The 19574-nt window shown below is 43.0% G+C and carries 10 protein-coding genes; 4 read left to right on the top strand and 6 right to left on the bottom strand.

Features of this window, described 5'->3' with window-relative positions; all coding sequences use genetic code 11:
- Positions 1-569 precede the first annotated feature (569 nt).
- Complete coding sequence (locus tag DDZ16_RS18800; protein ID WP_232526818.1) at positions 570-2660, bottom strand: acetate--CoA ligase family protein; 2091 nt, start codon at positions 2658-2660, stop codon at positions 570-572.
- Positions 2661-3141: 481 nt separating this feature from the next.
- Between DDZ16_RS18800 and hydE the strand changes: the two genes are divergently transcribed.
- The 3 genes from hydE to pgl all read left to right on the top strand — a co-directional run bounded on the left by hydE (position 3142) and on the right by pgl (position 6893).
- Positions 3142-4239, top strand: a complete 1098-nt coding sequence (gene hydE, locus DDZ16_RS18795; protein WP_109266027.1) for a [FeFe] hydrogenase H-cluster radical SAM maturase HydE — start codon at positions 3142-3144, stop codon at positions 4237-4239.
- Between the two features lie 308 nt (positions 4240-4547).
- Positions 4548-6062, top strand: coding sequence for a glucose-6-phosphate dehydrogenase (gene zwf, locus DDZ16_RS18790; protein WP_109266026.1), 1515 nt, complete (start codon positions 4548-4550; stop codon positions 6060-6062).
- A 123-nt stretch (positions 6063-6185) separates the two neighbouring features.
- On the top strand, positions 6186-6893 hold the full coding sequence (pgl, locus tag DDZ16_RS18785) for a 6-phosphogluconolactonase (protein WP_109266025.1): 708 nt from the start codon (positions 6186-6188) through the stop codon (positions 6891-6893).
- A gap of 239 nt (positions 6894-7132) precedes the next feature.
- Here the strand turns inward: pgl and DDZ16_RS18780 are convergent, their stop codons facing one another.
- Positions 7133-7888 carry a sulfite exporter TauE/SafE family protein gene (locus tag DDZ16_RS18780; protein ID WP_109266024.1) on the bottom strand — a complete coding sequence of 252 codons (756 nt, stop codon included), beginning with the start codon at positions 7886-7888 and terminating at the stop codon, positions 7133-7135.
- Positions 7889-8788: 900 nt separating this feature from the next.
- Between DDZ16_RS18780 and DDZ16_RS18775 the strand changes: the two genes are divergently transcribed.
- Complete coding sequence (locus DDZ16_RS18775) at positions 8789-11485, top strand: DEAD/DEAH box helicase (RefSeq protein WP_158275711.1); 2697 nt, start codon at positions 8789-8791, stop codon at positions 11483-11485.
- Here DDZ16_RS18775 and DDZ16_RS18770 read toward each other — a convergent pair.
- From DDZ16_RS18770 to DDZ16_RS18755, 4 genes are all read right to left on the bottom strand, one after another.
- Positions 11482-13758: an ATP-dependent helicase gene (locus tag DDZ16_RS18770; protein ID WP_109266022.1), complete on the bottom strand. Its 2277-nt coding sequence runs from the start codon at positions 13756-13758 to the stop codon at positions 11482-11484. The genes DDZ16_RS18775 and DDZ16_RS18770 overlap by 4 nt on opposite strands.
- A 410-nt stretch (positions 13759-14168) precedes the next feature.
- The gene (gene glyA, locus DDZ16_RS18765) at positions 14169-15449 is read right to left on the bottom strand and encodes a serine hydroxymethyltransferase (RefSeq protein WP_109266021.1); all 1281 of its coding nucleotides are present in this window, start codon (positions 15447-15449) and stop codon (positions 14169-14171) included.
- A 338-nt stretch (positions 15450-15787) separates the two neighbouring features.
- Positions 15788-17566, bottom strand: coding sequence for a chloride channel protein (locus DDZ16_RS18760; RefSeq protein ID WP_109266020.1), 1779 nt, complete (start codon positions 17564-17566; stop codon positions 15788-15790).
- A gap of 546 nt (positions 17567-18112) precedes the next feature.
- Positions 18113-19573 (bottom strand): aminoacyl-histidine dipeptidase, encoded by a 1461-nt coding sequence (locus DDZ16_RS18755; RefSeq protein WP_109266019.1) that lies wholly within the window; start codon positions 19571-19573, stop codon positions 18113-18115.
- Position 19574 lies beyond the last annotated feature (1 nt).

Below are 19574 nucleotides of genomic sequence, written 5' to 3'. Positions count from 1 at the left end.
TTTTTGAAGTCCTCACTAAAATAACGACTTGATCTAAATTGAAATTGTGAACGTTTCTTTTTCATAATAACCGTCTTTTGAATGTTTAGTGAAAATGTTCAAAAGCGGTCAACCTATTTCAGGACGGGACACGTTTAGTTTGGTGTTGACGGTTGTGTGTTTTTTGCGTTAATGATGGAATTTAGGGGTTGGGGGTTTCTATTTTAGTGAGTTATAGTTTGTATGAAATATATTTTGTTTCGATTCCTTTATTTTAACCGCGGAGCGGTGGCAGATCGGTAGCCGGAATGAGGTCTGTAAAGATTGAGCTGCGGAGCTGCGGAAGATGTCTTATTTGTCGTCGGGAGACGACGGATATACACCCCCTCGTTTGGAAACGAGGGGGGAGGAAAGTGATAACCACCATGCTGAAGCATGAAGCTATTCTCATATTTTAGACAGGAATTTTTGGCTATGAACCAAGAGCTAACGGCTTAAATTTACTCAATCTTAACCTCAGTCTCAGTCTCAATTGTCAGTCTCAACTTCCACATTCCCTATATACTTCCAAAAGTCCCCCTTGGGGGGATTTAGGGGGCTTCTATCCTTATTCTGCCATCCACGGCAATAATTTCATCTTTATTTCCAATCAGCGGATTCAGGTCTATCTCTTTAATTTCGGTGGCATAACGCAGGAGTGTTGACAGGCGGACAATGATCTCCACATACTTGTCCTCATTGATGCCTTCTTTCCCGCGGGTTCCTTTAATTACCGGGTAGGCTTTCAAGCTGCGAACCATCGAGCGGGCTTCATCAAAGGTAAGCGGCGCCAGACCGTAGGAGGTGTCACCCAGTGTTTCCACGAAAATGCCACCCAGTCCGCAGAGTACCACATGACCAAATTTAGGCTCATACTTGGCCCCGATAAAGAGCTCTGTTCCGGTCTGCATCTTTTGTACAAGGACAGATTTTACCCCTTTGATTTTTCGCATCCTGCGGTATTCAGAGATGAGATGGGTTTCCGATTTTATGTTGAGCGTCACTCCCCCCACATCCGATTTATGCACCGGTCCGATGACTTTCACTGCCAAAGGATAGCCCAGACTTTTTGCCAGTGTTGTAAGTTCTTTCTTTGAAGTAGCAATGCCTTCTTCAACAATAGGAATCCCCGCTGCTTCCAGTAATTCATTATTGGTAGCAGGATCCAGAAATCCTTCAGGAGCTTCTTCAATGGTGCTTCTGATGGCCTGAATGTCGATTCCCTCTTTGTAGATTTCTTCATCGGCAGGATGGGGTGTTTGATGGATGCTTGTCAGTGCCCTGGCCAATACCACTTCATCCGGGAAATTGATGTGCCCATGAGAAAGGAAGAAATCCACTTCTTCGTGAGCGCTGCTGATTGAGGGCAATATTGGGAAAACAGGCTTTTTACACCTGCTCATCTTTTTGTGAATGGTTTCGTAGGCGTCAAAAACCCTTGAAAGACCTGTGCTTCCAAAGATAACGATCATGCCGTGAATATCGTCCATCTGAGTGTCGCAATACTCAATAACATCCCCCAGTTGTTGGGCTGTTCCTGTGGCCAGAATATCAATGGGGTTTGAGGCAGATGAGCCTGGATTCAGTATGTTCAGGATGTCATCGTGTGCTTGTCCTTCAATCGCGGGTATGTTTAGACCGCCGCCTGCAAGAGCGTCCGTGAGCATGACTCCGGCGCCACCTGCATGGGTGATGATGGCCAGGTTTTTCCCTTTTAGTTTTGGATAGTTAAAGACCGATGCAACCGTAGTCAGTTCCTCACGGCCAAAACATCGCACTATACCTGCCTTTCTGAAGAGGGCTTCAACCGCTGAATCGGCACTTGCCATGGCGCCTGTATGTGAGGCAGTCGCCCTTTGTCCGGCATCTGTAACGCCTGATTTTATCGCGGCAATACGACATCCTTTGCGGATTAAGGAAGAGGCATGTTTGAGCAGCTTGTCGGGATCTTTAATGTTTTCAACATAAATGAGTTTTATATCCGAACTTTTCCCCGGGATGTAGGAGTTGTCCCAATATTCCAATACTTCTTCAATGCCTAACTGTGCACTGTTACCCACCGTTATGAGTGACGAGAAGGTCAAGCCCTTTGGCAGGGCTGATTCAAGAATAAAAACCGCTGTGGAACCTGAACCGGAGACAAAATCACAACCTGACGGGTCAAGTTTGGGGACAGGACTGGTGAAAATGCCGCTGTATGTTGGTGTCAGCACGCCAATGCAGTTGGGGCCAATAAGTGCACCGTTTACTTCATTGACGGCATTTTTCAGTTCCTCTTCCAATTGAGCCCCTTCCTGGGTCTCCTCACTGAAACCTGCTGAGATGACGATGAAAGCCCGGGTGTTCTTTGTTTGGGCCAGCTCCTTAACAACCGGCACTGTATGCACTGCAGAAATAGCAACAATAGCCAAATCTATAGTTTCAGGAAGTTCTGCTACCGATTGGCAGGAAGGGACGCCCTGCACCTTGTCTTTTTTAGGGTTTAAAACAAAGAGTTTTCCGTTAAAGTGGCCATCCAGAATGTTTTTCAGGATTTTTCCACCGGGCTTGGATGTGTCATCTGATCCTCCAACAACAACGATGCTTTGAGGATTTAGCAGGCTTTCGTTTATCATGGTCTTTTCTTTTTCGTCTCTTATCAAAGTTATTCGTTTTGAGGGAAATATTATTTGAGTTTTGTCATAGTAAAAGGTGATGGAAATTGTTTCGTACCTACGGCACTCGTTTTTTCTATGTGCTATTCCTTTCTACCGACATTTCGTCCCTCCGGGAATTTAGATGAGTTTTTCCATACCGGTGTTTTTAATGTTGTTGTCTTACATGTTATGATTAAGGCCCGTTAGGGCTGCAATATCGGTAGAAAAGTATGTTCGGATGTAGACGTAATTCCTATAGATATGAGATGATTATCCCGTACCTACGGCACTTGTTTATGTTCTCACCGATGAATTCTACCGACATATCGTCCCTCCGGGACTTTGAATGTTGTCTCTTGATTTCTTATATCTAAAAATCTAACCTCTAAAGGTCTAAAAATCTATTTTCCCATCTTCCTACCTTAAAAATTTCACTGCTCAATTTTGAAATCCTATATTTACACTTTAATGGTGATTCGAAATGTAGATGGATAAAGCGTTACAAGACATAATTGACAATAAGGCCTGGACAGAAGATAATCTGGTGAAGCTTTTGGAGTTAAGAGGGAAGGATCAGAAGGATTTGCTGAAGATGGGCGGCGATTGCTTGCTGCAAACACGGGGCAGTGAGGTCTATTATCGAGGTTTGGTAGAGTTTTCTAATATTTGCACAAAGGATTGTTATTATTGTGGCATAAGAAAAAGTAACCGTGAAACCGATCGGTATGATCTACCTGATGATGCCATTCTTGAAGCAGCTGCTTTTGCACATGAAAATAAATATGGATCCCTGGTGCTTCAGTCTGGTGAACGTGATGATGAGGGTTTTGTGAATCGCATTGATGAACTTCTGAAAAAGATAAAAAGGCAAACCAATGGAGAATTGGGAATTACGCTCTCTTTAGGTGAGCAAACTCCCGAAACCTACAAACGGTGGTTTGAAAGCGGAGCTCATAGATACCTTCTAAGAATTGAAACTTCTGATAAAGAGCTTTATACGCAACTTCATCCGTCTGATGACAAACACAGCTTCACAAAGCGGCTGGAATGCCTGAAAGCCATTCAGAATGCCGGTTTTCAAACAGGAACCGGCGTCATGATCGGGCTTCCCGGACAGAGTTTAAAACATTTGGCACGTGATCTTCAGTTCCTGATGGATTTTGATGTAGATATGGTGGGAATGGGGCCTTACATAGAACATGAAGAAACACCTCTTTATGACCAAAGATCATCTCTATGGCCATTGGGAGAACGGTTTTTGACGGCTCTGAATATGGTAGCCACCCTGAGGTTGATGATGCCGGATATTAATATGGCCGCTACAACGGCTATGCAGGCAATAGATCCTATGGGTCGGGAAAAGGCTATGAAGGCAGGGGCCAATGTCATTATGCCTAACATTACGCCATCGAACCTCAGACGGAATTATTTGTTGTATCAAAACAAACCCTGTACCGATGAAGGGGCTGAGGATTGTAGCAACTGTCTTTCTGTTCGTTTGGAGATGATAGGAAGGACTCCCGGATTTAATAAGTGGGGGGACTCTCTGCATTATTTTCAAAGGGTAAACAACCCCAAAAAGTAAATTTTTTTAATTCAACTCTTTGCAGGCCCGATTGTTTGGGATATCCAGGGTGCTTAAATAAAATGTTTGTATTTAAAATTGATAGTCCGTATGTTGCTTGCAATAGATTTTGGGTCACTTGTTTACAGTAAAGAAAGGGATGACTCGTGTTAACATATAGATTTTTAGTCTGATACGATTCATCTTAAATCTATCATCTCAAAATCTATTGGTCTATTAAAAAGTATTCTGTATTGTAGAGTTCATTATATCAAACAAATAAGATTCATCTTAAATCTATTATCTCAAAATCTAACGATCTGTTAAAAATGAGAAAACCTGAAAACCACATTCTGGTTATATTTGGGGCCTCGGGCGATTTGACCAAAAGGAAATTAATTCCTGCCCTGGCCGACTTGCATAAACAACAATTACTTCCTGATAGATTTGCCGTTTTGGGCCTGGGGCGTACCCAACTTTCAAATGATGATTTCAGAGAGAAAATGAAAGAGGGGGCTTCTGAATTCTCTTCCAAAGAAGGTGGCAGTATTGATGACTTTCTGAATAAACTTCACTACTACTCATTCAATACAAAGGAGCGGGCTGAGTATGCCGGATTTCGCGAAAAATTGGAGGATCTGGATGCTGAAGTAGGTTCAGGGAGTAACTTTATTTTTTACCTGGCCACACCTCCAAGTATGTACTCCTTAGTCCCTCAATTTCTGGCCGATCAGGGACTTAATAAGAATGAGAAGGGCTTCAGGAGATTGATTGTTGAAAAACCTTTCGGAGATAATCTGGAGAGTGCACAGAAATTAAACGCTGATTTGTTGGAGTTTTTCAACGAAGAACAAATATACCGGATTGACCATTATCTGGGTAAAGAAACAGTTCAGAATTTGTTGGTAACCCGCTTCTCCAATGGTATTTTTGAACCTCTCTGGAACCGTAATTTTATACACCATGTTGAAGTGACATCATCGGAAGATATTGGTGTTGGCAGTCGGGGAAGCTATTACGAGGAATCAGGAGCTATGCGGGATATGGTTCAAAACCATTTGTTGTTGCTGTCCAGTCTTGTGGCTATGGAGCCACCAACGCTGGTCAACGCCGAAAGTATTCGTAACGAAATCGTAAAAGTTCTTCAGTCGCTGCGACCGATTCCCAAAGATGAGGTGGATGAATATGTTATCAGAGGCCAATATGTATCGTCCAAAATGCGGGGAAAAGATGTAAAAGGCTATAGAGAAGAAGATGGTGTGGATCCAAAGTCCAGAAGGGAGACTTTTGTGGCCATGAAATTTTTTATTGACAACTGGCGTTGGGCGGGAGTTCCTTTTTATATCAGAACCGGTAAAATGTTGCCCACAAGGGTAACCGAGATTGTTATCCATTTCCAACCAACCCCGCATCACTTGTTCTCGGATGATCAGGCCATTATCAGACAGCAAAACCAGTTGGTGATCAGGATTCAGCCCGATGAAGGGTTGTTGCTTAAGTTTGGCATGAAAGTGCCTGGTGCCGGATTCAGGGTTCAGGATGTTAATATGGATTTTCATTACTCTGAGTTGGCAGATAGCTATCTGCCTTCGGCCTATGAAAGACTTCTGTTGGATTGTATGTTGGGAGATCCTACATTGTATTCGCGCGGAGATGCGGTTGAGGCAGCCTGGAAATTTATTGATCCGATACTAAAAGCCTGGGAAGAACAACCATGCATTAAAGTTCATGGATATCCGGCCGGAACATGGGGACCTGAGGTTAGTGACGACCTTATTGAGGGTAATATGACCTGGCGTTACCCCTGTAAAAACCTTACAGATGGTCTCTACTGTGAATTGTAGAAGGAGGCTCTTATGTAAGCCCAAGAAACTTTTTTTAGGATTCTGATTTAAAGATGTGGTATCTGAATTTCATAATCATCCTATATCTGAAAATCTAATAATCTTTCAATCTAACAAGATGTTATGGAAACTAAAATATTTTATTCCAAGGAGCAGCTGGCACGCTTTTTTGGCGATTATCTGACAGCGCTTACCAATCAGAAGGATGTTGTGCACGTGGCCTTGTCAGGCGGAAGTACCCCTGAGGCGATTTTCGATTTGCTTACTCAGGAATACTCCAGACTTGTAAAGTGGGACAGGCTTCGTTTCTTTTGGGGAGATGAAAGATGTGTGGCTCCCGATCATGAAGAGAGTAATTATAATATGACCCGCCAGCACCTGTTTAATCATGTGCCTGTCCCGGAGCAAAATGTTTTCCGGGTGAAAGGGGAGTTGGGCCCTCGCCAGGCTTTGTCGGATTACAAACAGGTATTGAATAAAGAGTTGCCTAAAGAGAACGGGCTGCCTTTTTTTGATGTTGTAGTTTTGGGCATGGGAGACGATGGTCATACTGCATCTATATTTCCACATGAGATTTTCTTGTGGGATTCTTCTGAAATTTGTGAAATAGGAACACATCCTGAATCGGGACAGAAAAGAATAACCCTTACGGGGAAGGTGATTAATAATGCCAGCGAAATAGTCTTTTTGGTTACCGGAAAGAAAAAGGCAGAAAAGGTGGATGTAATTCTCAATCAAAAAGAGGGGTATGAGAGTTATCCGGCAGCTCTTGTAAACAGGGAGAGAAGTATCTGGTTGCTTGATCAGGAGGCGGTTAACAATGACCGGTGATCTTCGCTTTGCTCGCTATGACGCTGTCCTGCAGATTTTAAACCAACCCCTGCCACCCTTCAAAATATTTCAAAGTCCTGTCATTGGTAAGTTTGTGAAACAATCTCAATTCTTAACCGGACACCTATGATCTCCTGTCTAACCTGCCTGCCGGCAGGCAGGAAATCTAACGATCTATTGTAACTTAGCCTGATTAATTCATGAATATTCGTAATAGCTTATTTTATGAATTATTCAGGTTAAAACATCCCCAAAACTTTCAATCCGGAAAAAAGTACAACTGCCAGAAGGATATACCGAATGTTTTTGGCCCCAATTTTACTGGCATTTCGTGACGCAAACCAGGCACCTACAGCATTTCCTGCCGCCAGCAGTATTCCGTACATCCATGCTACCTGACCGGCCGATATGAACACTATTAGTGCCACAAGGGTGAAAGAGAGAACCATTAATACCTTTACTGCATTGGCCCTTATGAGATTGTAACCGGCTCCAAGCACCAATCCTGCCAAAAGAAACAGGCCTACACCCGCTTGAATAAATCCTCCGTAAACTCCTATGAAAAAGAAGATAATGCTGTTTACAACGCGCGATTTAGTGGTTTTTACCTGTCCGGCTTGTCCTTTAATCCAGGCAGCGGGTTTTAGTAGAATTACAAAAAACATGACCACCAACAGTCCTCCGATGAAGTAATTTAGAATGTCTTCTTTGATCTCAACAGCGATTAAGGCGCCTGAAAGTGAGCCAAATAAGGTGGGGGTAATCAGTGACCATTCCTTTTTCGGTTGTAGTTCCTTTTGCTGAATGAAATTCCCTGTGGCTACAATATTCTGAACAATAACGCCAATGCGGTTAGTGCCATTGGCAACGGCAGGCGGCAATCCCATAAACATTAAGAGAGGCAGTGTGATGAGTGAGCCGCTTCCGGCAAGGGTGTTGATAACTCCTGCAGCCATTCCTGCGACTATTAGTATAATTGCATCTGTTAACTCCATCTATTATCAGGGCTTGAAAATTGGTGATTCTTTGAATGTAAATTACTCATATTCATATCTCCAATGGTTTTTATTTGAGTGTAAAGATAAATAATAAAAAAAACAGGTTGAATACTATCGCTTCAATATTAACAATCCCCTTTTCGTGAAACAGGAATACTTAGCCTGCTGAAAAAGTCAAAAGGGCAAAGTTTAAAAGCCGACCAATCGGAGGAGTATTGGAATATTGCTAAGGTTCAATAGATAGTTAGATTTTAAGATATTAGATTTAAGTAACCCCGCCGCGTGGAAGCCGGAAGCTGGAGGCTGGAAGTTAGAAGCTGGAAACTTTCGAATATAAGAAATTTTGATTCTTTTTGCGGCATATTTAAAAAACTAAGAAAATTATAAAAAACACATTTTAAGCGGTTTCTGATTTTGCTTAGATGAAAGATAAATCATAAACAATCGATAGTCAGCATGTTATACTGGAAAACCATTGATCTGTAAACAATTGATTCAAAGCTGATTGCAAAAGCTTCAAGGCTCTGGTTTAAAATGGCGATTCCCTAAATTCCTCGAATGCCCCCCTGTCGCTGAAAGCGGCAAATCCGAATAACCCTCCCGAATTTGTCGGGACAGGCTCTGGCGAGAGTCCCGGGGATTGGATAAACTATCTTCCCTGGTGTGGTATTTATTAAATTGGTTTACTTGAATTTTATGTGATTTTTTTCTTTATGCAAGGCGGGGTTTGCTAAGCATAGCCTTAGCTATGGTTAAAAGCTCCAACGAAGCAGAAAGGAAAAAAGCGCCTGAAATTAGTGAATGAATTTAGTGATTATCACACTAGCGCCTTCATCGAAATTGGGATATGGCCAAATTATTATTGTATTTTTGCCTGTCAGTTTAAAGGTGAAAATCATGAGTAAGGCTGTTTCCCGTATTCTATCACAACATTCAGAACGTATTATTGCTACCCGGCGAATAAAAGAGCGTCCCGCTGTTTTTGCAGATCCTCCCGGAGAATTGCATCCGGAGCTGAAAAAATGGATGCAGGAAAACGGATACAGGAGACTCTATTCTCATCAGTCCGAAATGTTTGAGAAGGCTCACGCCGGGAAAAGTGTAGTGATTACCACCGGAACGGCCAGTGGCAAATCATTGTCATTTTACCTCCCCGTAATGCAGCGGATTCTGGAGAATCCAGCTCGAAGAGCTCTTTTTATCTACCCAACGAAAGCATTAACAAAAGATCAGTACCGCAACATCAAAGAGTTTGTGGCATTTTTCGGTGAGAACCGCATTCAGGCAGGTGTTTATGACGGAGATACTTCTCCCAATGAGCGCAGTCGAATCAGGGCTCAGGCCAATATCATACTTACCAATCCCGATATGATTAACGCGGGCTTTCTGCCAAATCATAACAAGTACGGGTTTCCCCACATGTTTGCCAATCTGGATACCATCATTATTGATGAACTGCATGCTTATCGCGGGGCATTTGGGTCTCATGTTTCTAATGTTTTTCGGCGATTGTTGAGAGTTTGTGATTACCATGGCAATACACCACGTTTTCTGTGCAGTTCAGCGACCATTGCCAATCCGCAGGAGCTGGCTGAGAAAATTTGTCATCAACCTTTTGAGATTGTGGATCAGGACGGATCTCCGTCACCGGCTAAGCACATTCATTTCTATCAGCCCGAATATTTGGAAGAGGCACAGCGTAAGAAAGCCGTGAGTGAAGAGCTTAAAGTGATTCTTCCGGAGTTGATTTTGTCCGGTGTGCGCTCCATTACTTTCTGCCAGTCGCGACGTGAGTCGGAAATTGTTACCAAAGAGAGTCGCGATATATTGGCTTCCGACCCAATGCAATATGGGTTAGACATGTCTGATAAAATCTCTCCCTATCGTGGGGGGTATACTCCCGCTGAGCGGACCAGAATTGAAAAGGATTTGGTGGACGGGGCTTTGTTAGGTGTTGTATCCACCAATGCCCTTGAGTTAGGGATAGATATTGGTACACTTGATGCTGTTGTGATGGGTGGTTTTCCCGGTACCCGGGCAAGTTTCTGGCAACAGATGGGACGTGCCGGTCGAAAAGAGTCAGAGGCTCATGCCATTGTCATGTTAAAGGAGAAACCGCTTGATCAGTATGTGGGCAAGCATCCCGACTGGCTCTTACAGGCCGGATCGGAGAATGCCATCATCGACCGGGATAATTTGTACATCCAGCTTTCGCACATAAGAGCTGCATCTGCTGAATTACCGCTAACCATCGATGATGTTGTCTCGTTCCCCGATTTAGGAGAGATCATTCCCCTGTTGGTAAAGGAAGGGGAATTGGCAGAGCAGAATAATACCTTTCAATGGAGTGGTGACATTTCTCCGGCCCATGAAATCAGTTTGCGCAACATTACCGGGGATACCATAAAGATTGTGGATGAGGAGAAGGAGGAGACCATCACCATAGTGGATCTTATTCAGGCCAAAAAAGAGTTTTATCCGGGTGCTATTTATCTACACGACAGTGTTCAGTATAAATCCCTGAAGCTTGATTTGGAGACTAAAACAGCTTCTGTAAAAGAAGTTAGTTCCAATTATTATACGGAGCCCCACAAGCCTGGCAATATAACCGTTCTGGTGGAGCATGAACATGAAAAAGAATTCCGCATAAACCGGTTTTTTGGAGATGTACGCGTGACGGTATTGGTAACAGGTTTTAAAATGGTTGAGTTTAATAGCCATCAAAACCTGGGGTATACAGAACTTCCTGAGATATTGAGAACAAAAATGGAAACTGAAGCATGCTGGATTGAAATCCCGGATATTGTTGTACGCACTTTTGTTGCCACAGGGAAGGCGCCCTCTCTGGAGCAGGATGCGCAGTCAGAGAAAGTGCCCGGTTTCGACTACAGTCAGGGGCTGGTACATTGTTTAAAAGCTGCAGCATCCATGCGCGTAATGGCCACCGACAGTGATTTGGGAGGGGACATTTTTTCGTTTGTGGATGCAGAGTCATCACGAAACAAATATGCCGTTGTGCTTTACGATGGATATCCCGGAGGACTTGGCTTTTCAGAGAAAGTATTCGAATTTATTGATGAGATTATCCGAAATGCCGGTAATTTACTGAAAAATTGCAGCTGTAAAAAAGGATGTCCGGTTTGTGTGGGCGATCACCGGATTGATAAATATTTGATATTGTGGGCTCTTCGTAATTTTTACAAAGAACTGCCTTCACCTGTGCCCGGTGTTTCTAATGAAATTAGCAACCAGGCAGGAGGGCAGGAATTGCCCAAAATGGCATGGATGGACGTTAAGAAAAACTGGGGCGATCTTCTTGGGCGATTTAATAGTGAGAATCGTTTTGGTGCAAAGTTTCTGAAGGAGGTACGCAATGTGGATCAAACCCCCGAAACCATTGTTTTGTATTTGCCACCCGGCATTATGAAAATTGCCAATTCAGAAACGGTCATAAAGGGATTAAAATCCGAGTTGGCAAAGGTGGTTGAAGTTCCTGGTTCTTTTTCGTTGTCATTCAGATCTGCAAGTGAGATTGATCCCAAAAAAGAGATGAAATTACGTCGAATGATGGGAGGGGACGGGGAATCAAATTAATCTTCTTCTTTCTTTAAAAGAACCTGGGCAAATGCCCTCGAGAAAGATTTTTCGCCAAAAGCTTCGAAGAAACAAATTACTTCTTTCTCATCAATAGATGAAATTTTTCCGGTGCCATACTTTTTGTGCTTTACCGTCATGCCGGTTTGCCATTGGTCTGCCTCCATGGGAATATTGCTTTCCTCTTCCTCCTTTGCCGATGTTTTTCTTTTTAATAAGGCATCCGGGATCGCATTTAAGAAGTAGGAGGGTTCTGCATTAGCATTTCGCCCGGAGGGTTGGGCATGCCAGCCGATCTCCACATGGTCTTTTCCTCGGGTCATGGCTACAAACAGCAGGCGCTTTTCCTCTTTCAGGTTTTGACTGCCTTTCTGGTGCTGTTCCAGAGGAATAATGCCGCTATTGGCTCCGGAGATAAATACCCGGTCAAATTCCAACCCTTTGGAGGCGTGAATGGTGAGCAGGTGAACACCATTTTTCTCCTCTTTGATACGGTCATTAATCATAAAGGTACCTTCAAGAATCACCTGATCAATGGCTGCCGGAAAAAAGGATTGTTGATCACCCCAGCCTTTTTCATAAATGTAATGGGTGATTTGTTCCCATGCATTTGTAACGGATGCTATATATTCCTGATGATATATTGAGGTTGGCATTAATATATTTCTCAGCGCCAGGAAGTCAATTAGTTGTTTTGCAGATGCGTCTGTTTCATTAAAGAAGTCGACCATGAACTTTTCAGCCCGTTCCAATAGTCGGATTTGATTGGCGGGGGGCATTTTTCGATTTTTCAAATGCTGCATCAAGGTTTGCAGTGCAGTTGTTTTGGCAGGTCGATGAAGGAACTCAATTATCAATTTCTTGCTCTGCTTGACGGCTCCAAAAGTTGGATCACAAATAAGTGCCAGGCAAGCGTCTACATCATTGGGGTTGAGACAGACCTTAAAAACCTGCAGCAGAAAATTTTGAGCCGGGTTTTCGTGTAATTTGTTTCGCTTGACTAACTGGTATGGAATATCTGCCTGCGATAATACTGTTTCTACAATTTTTATTTGCTGATGGGTGCGAAATAATACGGCTACTTTTTCAAGTTGAACATTTTCCTGTTGTAGTAATGATAGTTGTTCCCGGAGATAATAGGCTTCTTGTTGGTCGTCGAAATGCCGAACCAGTTCAATCGCCTTGCCTTTTTGTCGTGTAGGAACAAGCGTTTCTGTTCTGCCACTAAGTAATGTTTCGGCAGCCGATAAAATAGAGCCTGTACTACGATAATTTTGTGGGAGTTCCATCCAGGTTGCATTCCATCGGGCGTAAATCTCTTCAAACAGATGGTCTTTACTTCCACGCCATCCATAAATACTTTGATTTTGATCCCCCACCACAAAAGCGTTGGAATTTTCTTTGCGAATGTTTTCAATGAGTTCCAGCTGGGCCTCATTACAGTCCTGAAACTCATCTACAATAACCCATTGGGGGGATACGGCCACTTTTTTATTGAGCAGTTGATTGCATAGGGTGATGAGGTCGTCAAAATCCATGGTATTGAGTACCCGTTTTTCGGCCTCTGCCATGACCATCAATTGTGAAAAATCATCAGCGGTTTTCATGTTACCCATCATAATCTCGCCTGATGATCGGTATTTTTCCTGTCGTTTGGCCAGCTGATTTTGATACTTTACATTCAGGTTGGTCTGAGATATGAGTCTTTGCAGGAATTTCTGCTTTCCTTGCTCATCCATGATGAGAAAGCCGGGTTTAAAACCGAGTGTTTTCAAATCCGGGTGCTCTTCCAAAAACTGGCGTGCTACGGAATGAAAAGTGCCGAAATATCGCAGTTGCTTATTGATTTCAGTATCGGCTTTTCCCATGAAGGCAGCTATTCTTCCCTTAATTTCCCTGGCGGCCTTGTTGGTAAAGGTCAACACGATCATCTTATCGAAGGGAACTTTCTGTATAAAGTGTAAAAAGAAGACCTTGGCTGTCAAAACCGTGGTTTTGCCGCTTCCCACCATGGCTGAGAGGATGGTATTTTGGACCGGATGAAAAACAGCATGTCTCTGGTGCTTGTTTAGCCTTTCAAAGGTCTTTCCAAGTTTGGCATCCAGTTTTCTGATGGCTTCTATCTTTTTGTGATAGTCAGAATTGGGATGACTGATATCCGGGGTAAACGCAGGTTGTACAGAACGTCCTTCCGCTTCAAAGGCATTGGTCAGCTGTTCGTAGGAGTTCTCTCCCGGGTGCTTTAGTTTTGAACGAAGACGTCTGTAACTCATAGAAGTTTAGTCTTTGGTTGCTTTTCAGCCTGGAATATCAGAAAAAATCGTCAGAAACGAGCATTGCAATGATTGCCTAAAAGAGAATGTAAACAATTCACCATGCGAGTTCCCTGCCTGCCGGACAGGCAGGCAACCTACCTTAATAAACAAATTTTATACGGATGAATGAAAAAGGGATGAATTAGTCGTAACTGACCAGTTCATCCCTTTTTAATGTTATCATGATATTGATTCACTCACTTGCTTGGTAGTGCGATCGCAAAATACTATTTCATATTTTACATCCCTTTTTCCTTTATGCATCGTTAAAATTTTGCACCGTAGCTATGGCTATGCTTTAAAATTTTGCCTTGCAGAAAGAATAAATGAAAGCAAAATATTTGAAACACTATTTAGCGAACGCACTACTAGTCAGCAAACATGGGGAAATCTTTCATCATATTATTCACTCTTTCTTTTACTGAATTAAGAGTGGCTTCGTTGTCAGGGTCGCTCAATACTTCGTCGAGCAGATCTACAACCGGAGCCATGTGCTCTTCTTTCAAGCCTCGGGTGGTCAGGGCTGCAGTTCCAACCCGAATACCTGATGTCTGGAAAGGAGATCGGTCATCGAAAGGCACCATGTTTTTATTGATGGTAATATCAGCCAATACCAATGTGTTTTCGGCTTTCTTCCCGGTCAAATCAGGAAATTTGGTACGCAGGTCGATCAACATGCTGTGGTTGTCTGTGCCACCCGAAATGATTTTGTAACCTTTTTCGATGAAGCACTCTGCCATTTTTCCGGCATTTTTCTGAACCTGCTTCTGGTACTCAATATATTCGGGTTGTAAAGCCTCGAAGAAAGAAACGGCTTTTGAAGCAATAACATGCTCAAGGGGCCCTCCCTGAATGCCCGGGAATACAGCAGAATCAAGCAATGATGACATTTTGCGAACGACACCCTTCTTGGTTTTAATGCCCATGGGGTTGTCAAAGTCTTTGCCTATCAGAATGATACCACCACGAGGCCCACGCAGTGTCTTGTGTGTGGTAGAGGTTACGATGTGCGCATGCTTCACCGGATTGTTCAACAGACCTGCGGCAATCAAACCGGCAGGGTGTGCCATATCAATCATCAAAAGAGCGCCAACCTTATCAGCAATAGCTCTCATGCGCTCGTAATCCCAGTCACGTGAATAGGCTGAGGCTCCACCAATAATCAGTTTTGGTTTGTGCTCAACAGCCAGTTCTTCCATCATGTCGTAGTCTACGGTTCCGGTTTCTTCCTTTACTCCGTAGGCAATAGGATGGTAGAGACGTCCTGAACTATTCACAGGGGAACCATGCGAAAGGTGACCTCCGTGAGCAAGATCCAGACCAAGGAATTTGTCGCCCGGATTCAAAACAGTCATAAGTACTGCCATGTTTGCCTGAGCCCCACTGTGAGGCTGAACGTTGGCCCATTCTGCATCAAAAAGTTCCTTCAGGCGCTCAATGGCCAGATTTTCGCTGTCGTCAACAACTTCGCAACCGCCATAATAACGTTTACCCGGGAGACCTTCAGCATACTTGTTGGTCATGCATGATCCCATAGCATTCATTACCTGCTCGCTTACAAAGTTTTCTGATGCAATCAGCTCAATGCCGTATAGCTGGCGCTGATGTTCCTTTTCAATAAGTTCAAAAATTTTGTCGTCTCTCTTCATTTTTCGTAAAGTTAGGAGCCTTACATTAGATGGTTAGGTTTTAGATGATAGAGATTAGAGGGAGTCTTTTTTTATGCTTTTTGTTTTCAAAAGCGCCTGCAATCCTATATATCTATCAAGTAACCAGCTTTGAAAGAAGGCCATATTTTACTTAGTTAATTTTGATTCAAAGGTAATAATTGATTGTCAGATTTTAACTTAAAATCACTCCCTCTCAGATAAAATTTCAGGTTTATCCTGAAATTTTTAGGTAAATAATCTTTTGGGCGACTATTCAACCAGACTGATTTTTTGTAAATCAAATGAACTACTCACTAAAATCTATAAACTACTCTCTATTATTCATCCGAGAAGTGAATCAGCACCCTTCTGTAAACCGAGAATATTTTTGATTTGGAAACAAACCCTAAATAGCGCCCCTGTTCTACTACAGGCAGATTCCAGGCTCCGGTTTCTTCAAATTTTCTCATGACTTTGTCCATTGATTCACCCGATTCAATAAATGCAGGTGGTATGGTCATAAGCTTTTGTACTGTTGTGGTATTATACATTTCATTATTGAACATGATTTCACGAATATCATCCAGCAGTACAATACCCAATAGTTTCCCATCTTCATTTACAACGGGAAATATGTTACGCCGTGCTTTGGCAATTACTTTTACCAGTTCGCCTAATGTTTGATTGGGGTGGACGGTTTTAAAATCTGTTTCCAATACTTTGTTGAGGCGCATGAGCGTTAGTACGGCTTTGTCTTTATGGTGAGTAAGCAATTCTCCTTTCTTGGCCAGGCGCTTGGTATAGATGGAATGTGGCTCAAAATACATAATGGTAAGATAGGAGACCGTCGATGTCAAAATCAGGGGGATAAACATCGCATACCCGTTGGTTATTTCTGCAATCAGAAAGATTGCTGTCAATGGTGCATGCATGACACCAGCCATCAAGGCGGCCATACCTGCAAGCGTAAAGTGTGACTCCGGTAAATTAACCCACCCGAAGCTGTTAAGTGACCGGGCCATGAAAAATCCGGCCACACCTCCTGTAAAGAGGGTTGGGGCAAAAATACCTCCCACACCACCACTGCCATTGGTAGCCGCCGTAGCTATAACCTTAAAGGCAATGAGTAATAACAGGAAGCCTAAAATCAGGAGGTTGTTGTCTTTTAAATGATAGAAAAAGGTGTTTTCTACCAATGCATCTGTGTTGCCACTTAGCAGTGCTGTGATGGTGGTATAACCCTCACCGTAAAGCGGGGGGAAAAGAAATATTAAAAGACTGAGAATGAGTCCTCCGGTTAAGAGCTTGACAAAGGGATTGCGGATTTTTGATATTTTTTCTTCAGAATACATGCTTCCCCATGTCATATAAAGTGAAATCAGTCCGCCAAGCACTCCTAATACTGCATACCAGGGAAGGTTGTTGAGAAGGAACTGGTTTTCTAGGTGGAATGCAAATTCAGCCCCTTTGCCAAGGAAAAAATAAGTGATGGTGGTGGCGCTCACCGCTGAAATAAGTAGCGGAACAATTGATGCCATGGTCAGATCCAGCATTAAAACCTCAAGCGTAAAAACCAGTCCGGCAATGGGGGCTTTAAAAATTCCGGCGATGGCACCTGCGGCTCCACATCCCACCAAAAGTGTAATGGTTTTGTAGTTGAGGTGAAACATTCGTCCCAGCGATGACCCAATTGAAGCACCGGTAAGCACAATGGGGGCCTCAGCTCCAACCGATCCGCCAAAACCAATTGTGAATGTACTTCCTATGACGGAGGAATATGAGTTGTGTGGTTTAAGGTGACCACCTTTACGGGAAAAGGCATGAAGTATTTTGGTGACACCGTGACTAATATTGTCTTTAACGAAGTATTTGGAAAACAGTACGGTAATAAAAATACCGATCAGTGGATAGGCCAGATAGAGCCAGTTTTGATGCTCTAATGCAAAGCCCTCGGTGAGCAACTGGTGGGTTTGATGAATGGTATTCTTCAGTATTACGGCAGCCAGTCCGCTTCCAATACCAATTACAAAACTCAGAAAAAGAGTGAAATGCTTTGGTGAAATATTTTTTACCCGCCATACAAGAAAGCGTCCTAAAAGTCTTGATGCTGTTTCCATGAAGACATCCCCTGGATTAAATTATTTTTATTGGTACTACATAACCTGAGCGGAAATATAAACAGATATAAAAATGTTGTTTATATAAATTCCTTATCTCAGAGAGTCAGTAACTTTTGGGTGTTAGCTGACTGATTCTATTGATGTAACAGCTTTTTGCTGAGTTTTGAATATTTTGGCAGGTTGGAGAAAAGGTTGTTTAAAATCGCATTCAAACATTCCGGCAATATGGGCGAAAATTGATGGTGTTTTGAGACCGGTGTTTTTATTTTTGCCCGGGTTTAGGAAACGAAAAAAATATGCAATCAGGATTAAGTTTGTCCGGAAAATTTTATGGTTTTAATAAGTTGATGCTTAAAGTGCAGGCTTTTTTTGTCCGGGGTTATTTTTTCAAGGCGCAAAGGTACTCTTTTGAAGAGCGATAATCAAAAAATGCTGTGTTAAATAATGTTCGTTTTCCCCAGATGCGCGGGTAGCAAAAAAAACGGACAGTCTTTTTCAGTATTGACTGTCCGTTTTACTAAAAATCAAGATTTTTGCTTAACCTTATTTGTTTGGAATATTTTTCAGTGTTTCCACCAGGAAGTCCCAAAACTTTTTAACGGTTTCCACATTTACTTTTTCATCCGGGGAGTGAGGAAAATTGATGGTTGGGCCAAATGAGATCATATCCCAATTAGGATAGGCGCTTCCCAAAATGCCGCATTCCAGTCCGGCATGTATGGCTTTAATTTCCGGTATTATTCCCCAATTATCTTCATATACTTTCTGCATGGTCTTCAGTATCTCTGATGCCATATTAGGTTTCCATCCGGGATATTGGCCATCAAACCAGACATGAGCCCCACCCAGTGAGAAGATGCTTTCAAGAGTAGACTCAACATCTTCTTTGGCAGTATCCACCGAGGAGCGGATCAGTGCTTTGACCTCTACCTCTTTAGTATGGGATTTGACGATGGCCAGGTTGAGAGAGGTTTCAACCAACCCGGGCATTTCTGTGCTCATACGGATGACACCATTGGGGCATGCCTGAATTGAGTTAATCAGGTCGTCCTGGGTCATTTCGTCCATGACGAAATGAGGTTCTTCGATATCTTCAATTTTAAGCCTCAGACCAGGTTCTGCGCCTTTTAATTCATTGGCAAAAATTTCTTCAAAGTGTTTAACTGAAGCCTGGACGTCTTCCAATTTTTTGTTGGGTACCGCAATCTCAGCAAAAGCTTCTCTGGGAATCGCATTTCGCAAACTTCCGCCATCAACAGATGATAGTCGTACGTGATCATTAATTACCAGATGTTTAAGGAGCCGGAAAAGGAGTTTGTTGGCATTTCCTCGCTGAAGAACAATGTCCATACCTGAGTGGCCGCCTTTCAATCCTGTGAGGCTTATTTTCATGGCCTGATGTTGGGCCGGGAATTCTTCCTCCATGAAAGTAAAAACCGCGTTGGCATCGGTTCCGCCGGCACATCCAACATATAGTTCACCTTCGTCTTCCGAATCCATGTTGATGAGGATGTCTCCTTTCAGAATCCCCGGTTTTAAAGCGTTGGCTCCTGTCATCCCGGTTTCTTCGTCAACTGTGAAAAGGGCTTCTACAGGCCCGTGCTTCAGATCTTTGCTTTGCAGTACTGCCAGTGCTGCAGCAACACCCATACCGTTGTCAGCCCCGAGGGTTGTACCGTTGGCTTTTACCCAGCCATCCTCTTCAAAAGCTTCGATGGGGTCCTTGTCAAAATCATGTTTTTTATCGCTGTTCTTTTGTGGAACCATGTCGAGATGGCCCTGTAAAACTACTCCTTTGGCATTTTCCATCCCCGGAGTAGCGGGCTTTCGAATAATCACGTTGCCTACTTCATCCTTTATGGTTTCAAGGCCCAGTCTTTTCCCTTCTTTTTCGACAAAATCGATGGCAGCGCCTTCATTTTTTGAAGGTCGTGGAATTTGCGAGAGGGCCTTAAAATACTTCCACAGCGCGTTTGGTTCTAATGATGCAATATTCGTGTTCATT

Origin of the sequence: Marinilabilia rubra, from assembly GCF_003121985.1 — a bacterium.
GTDB classification, from domain to species: domain Bacteria; phylum Bacteroidota; class Bacteroidia; order Bacteroidales; family Marinilabiliaceae; genus Marinilabilia; species Marinilabilia rubra.
The sequence above is the reverse complement of the archived record's forward strand: the minus strand, read 5'-3'. Positions and strand labels throughout refer to the sequence as shown.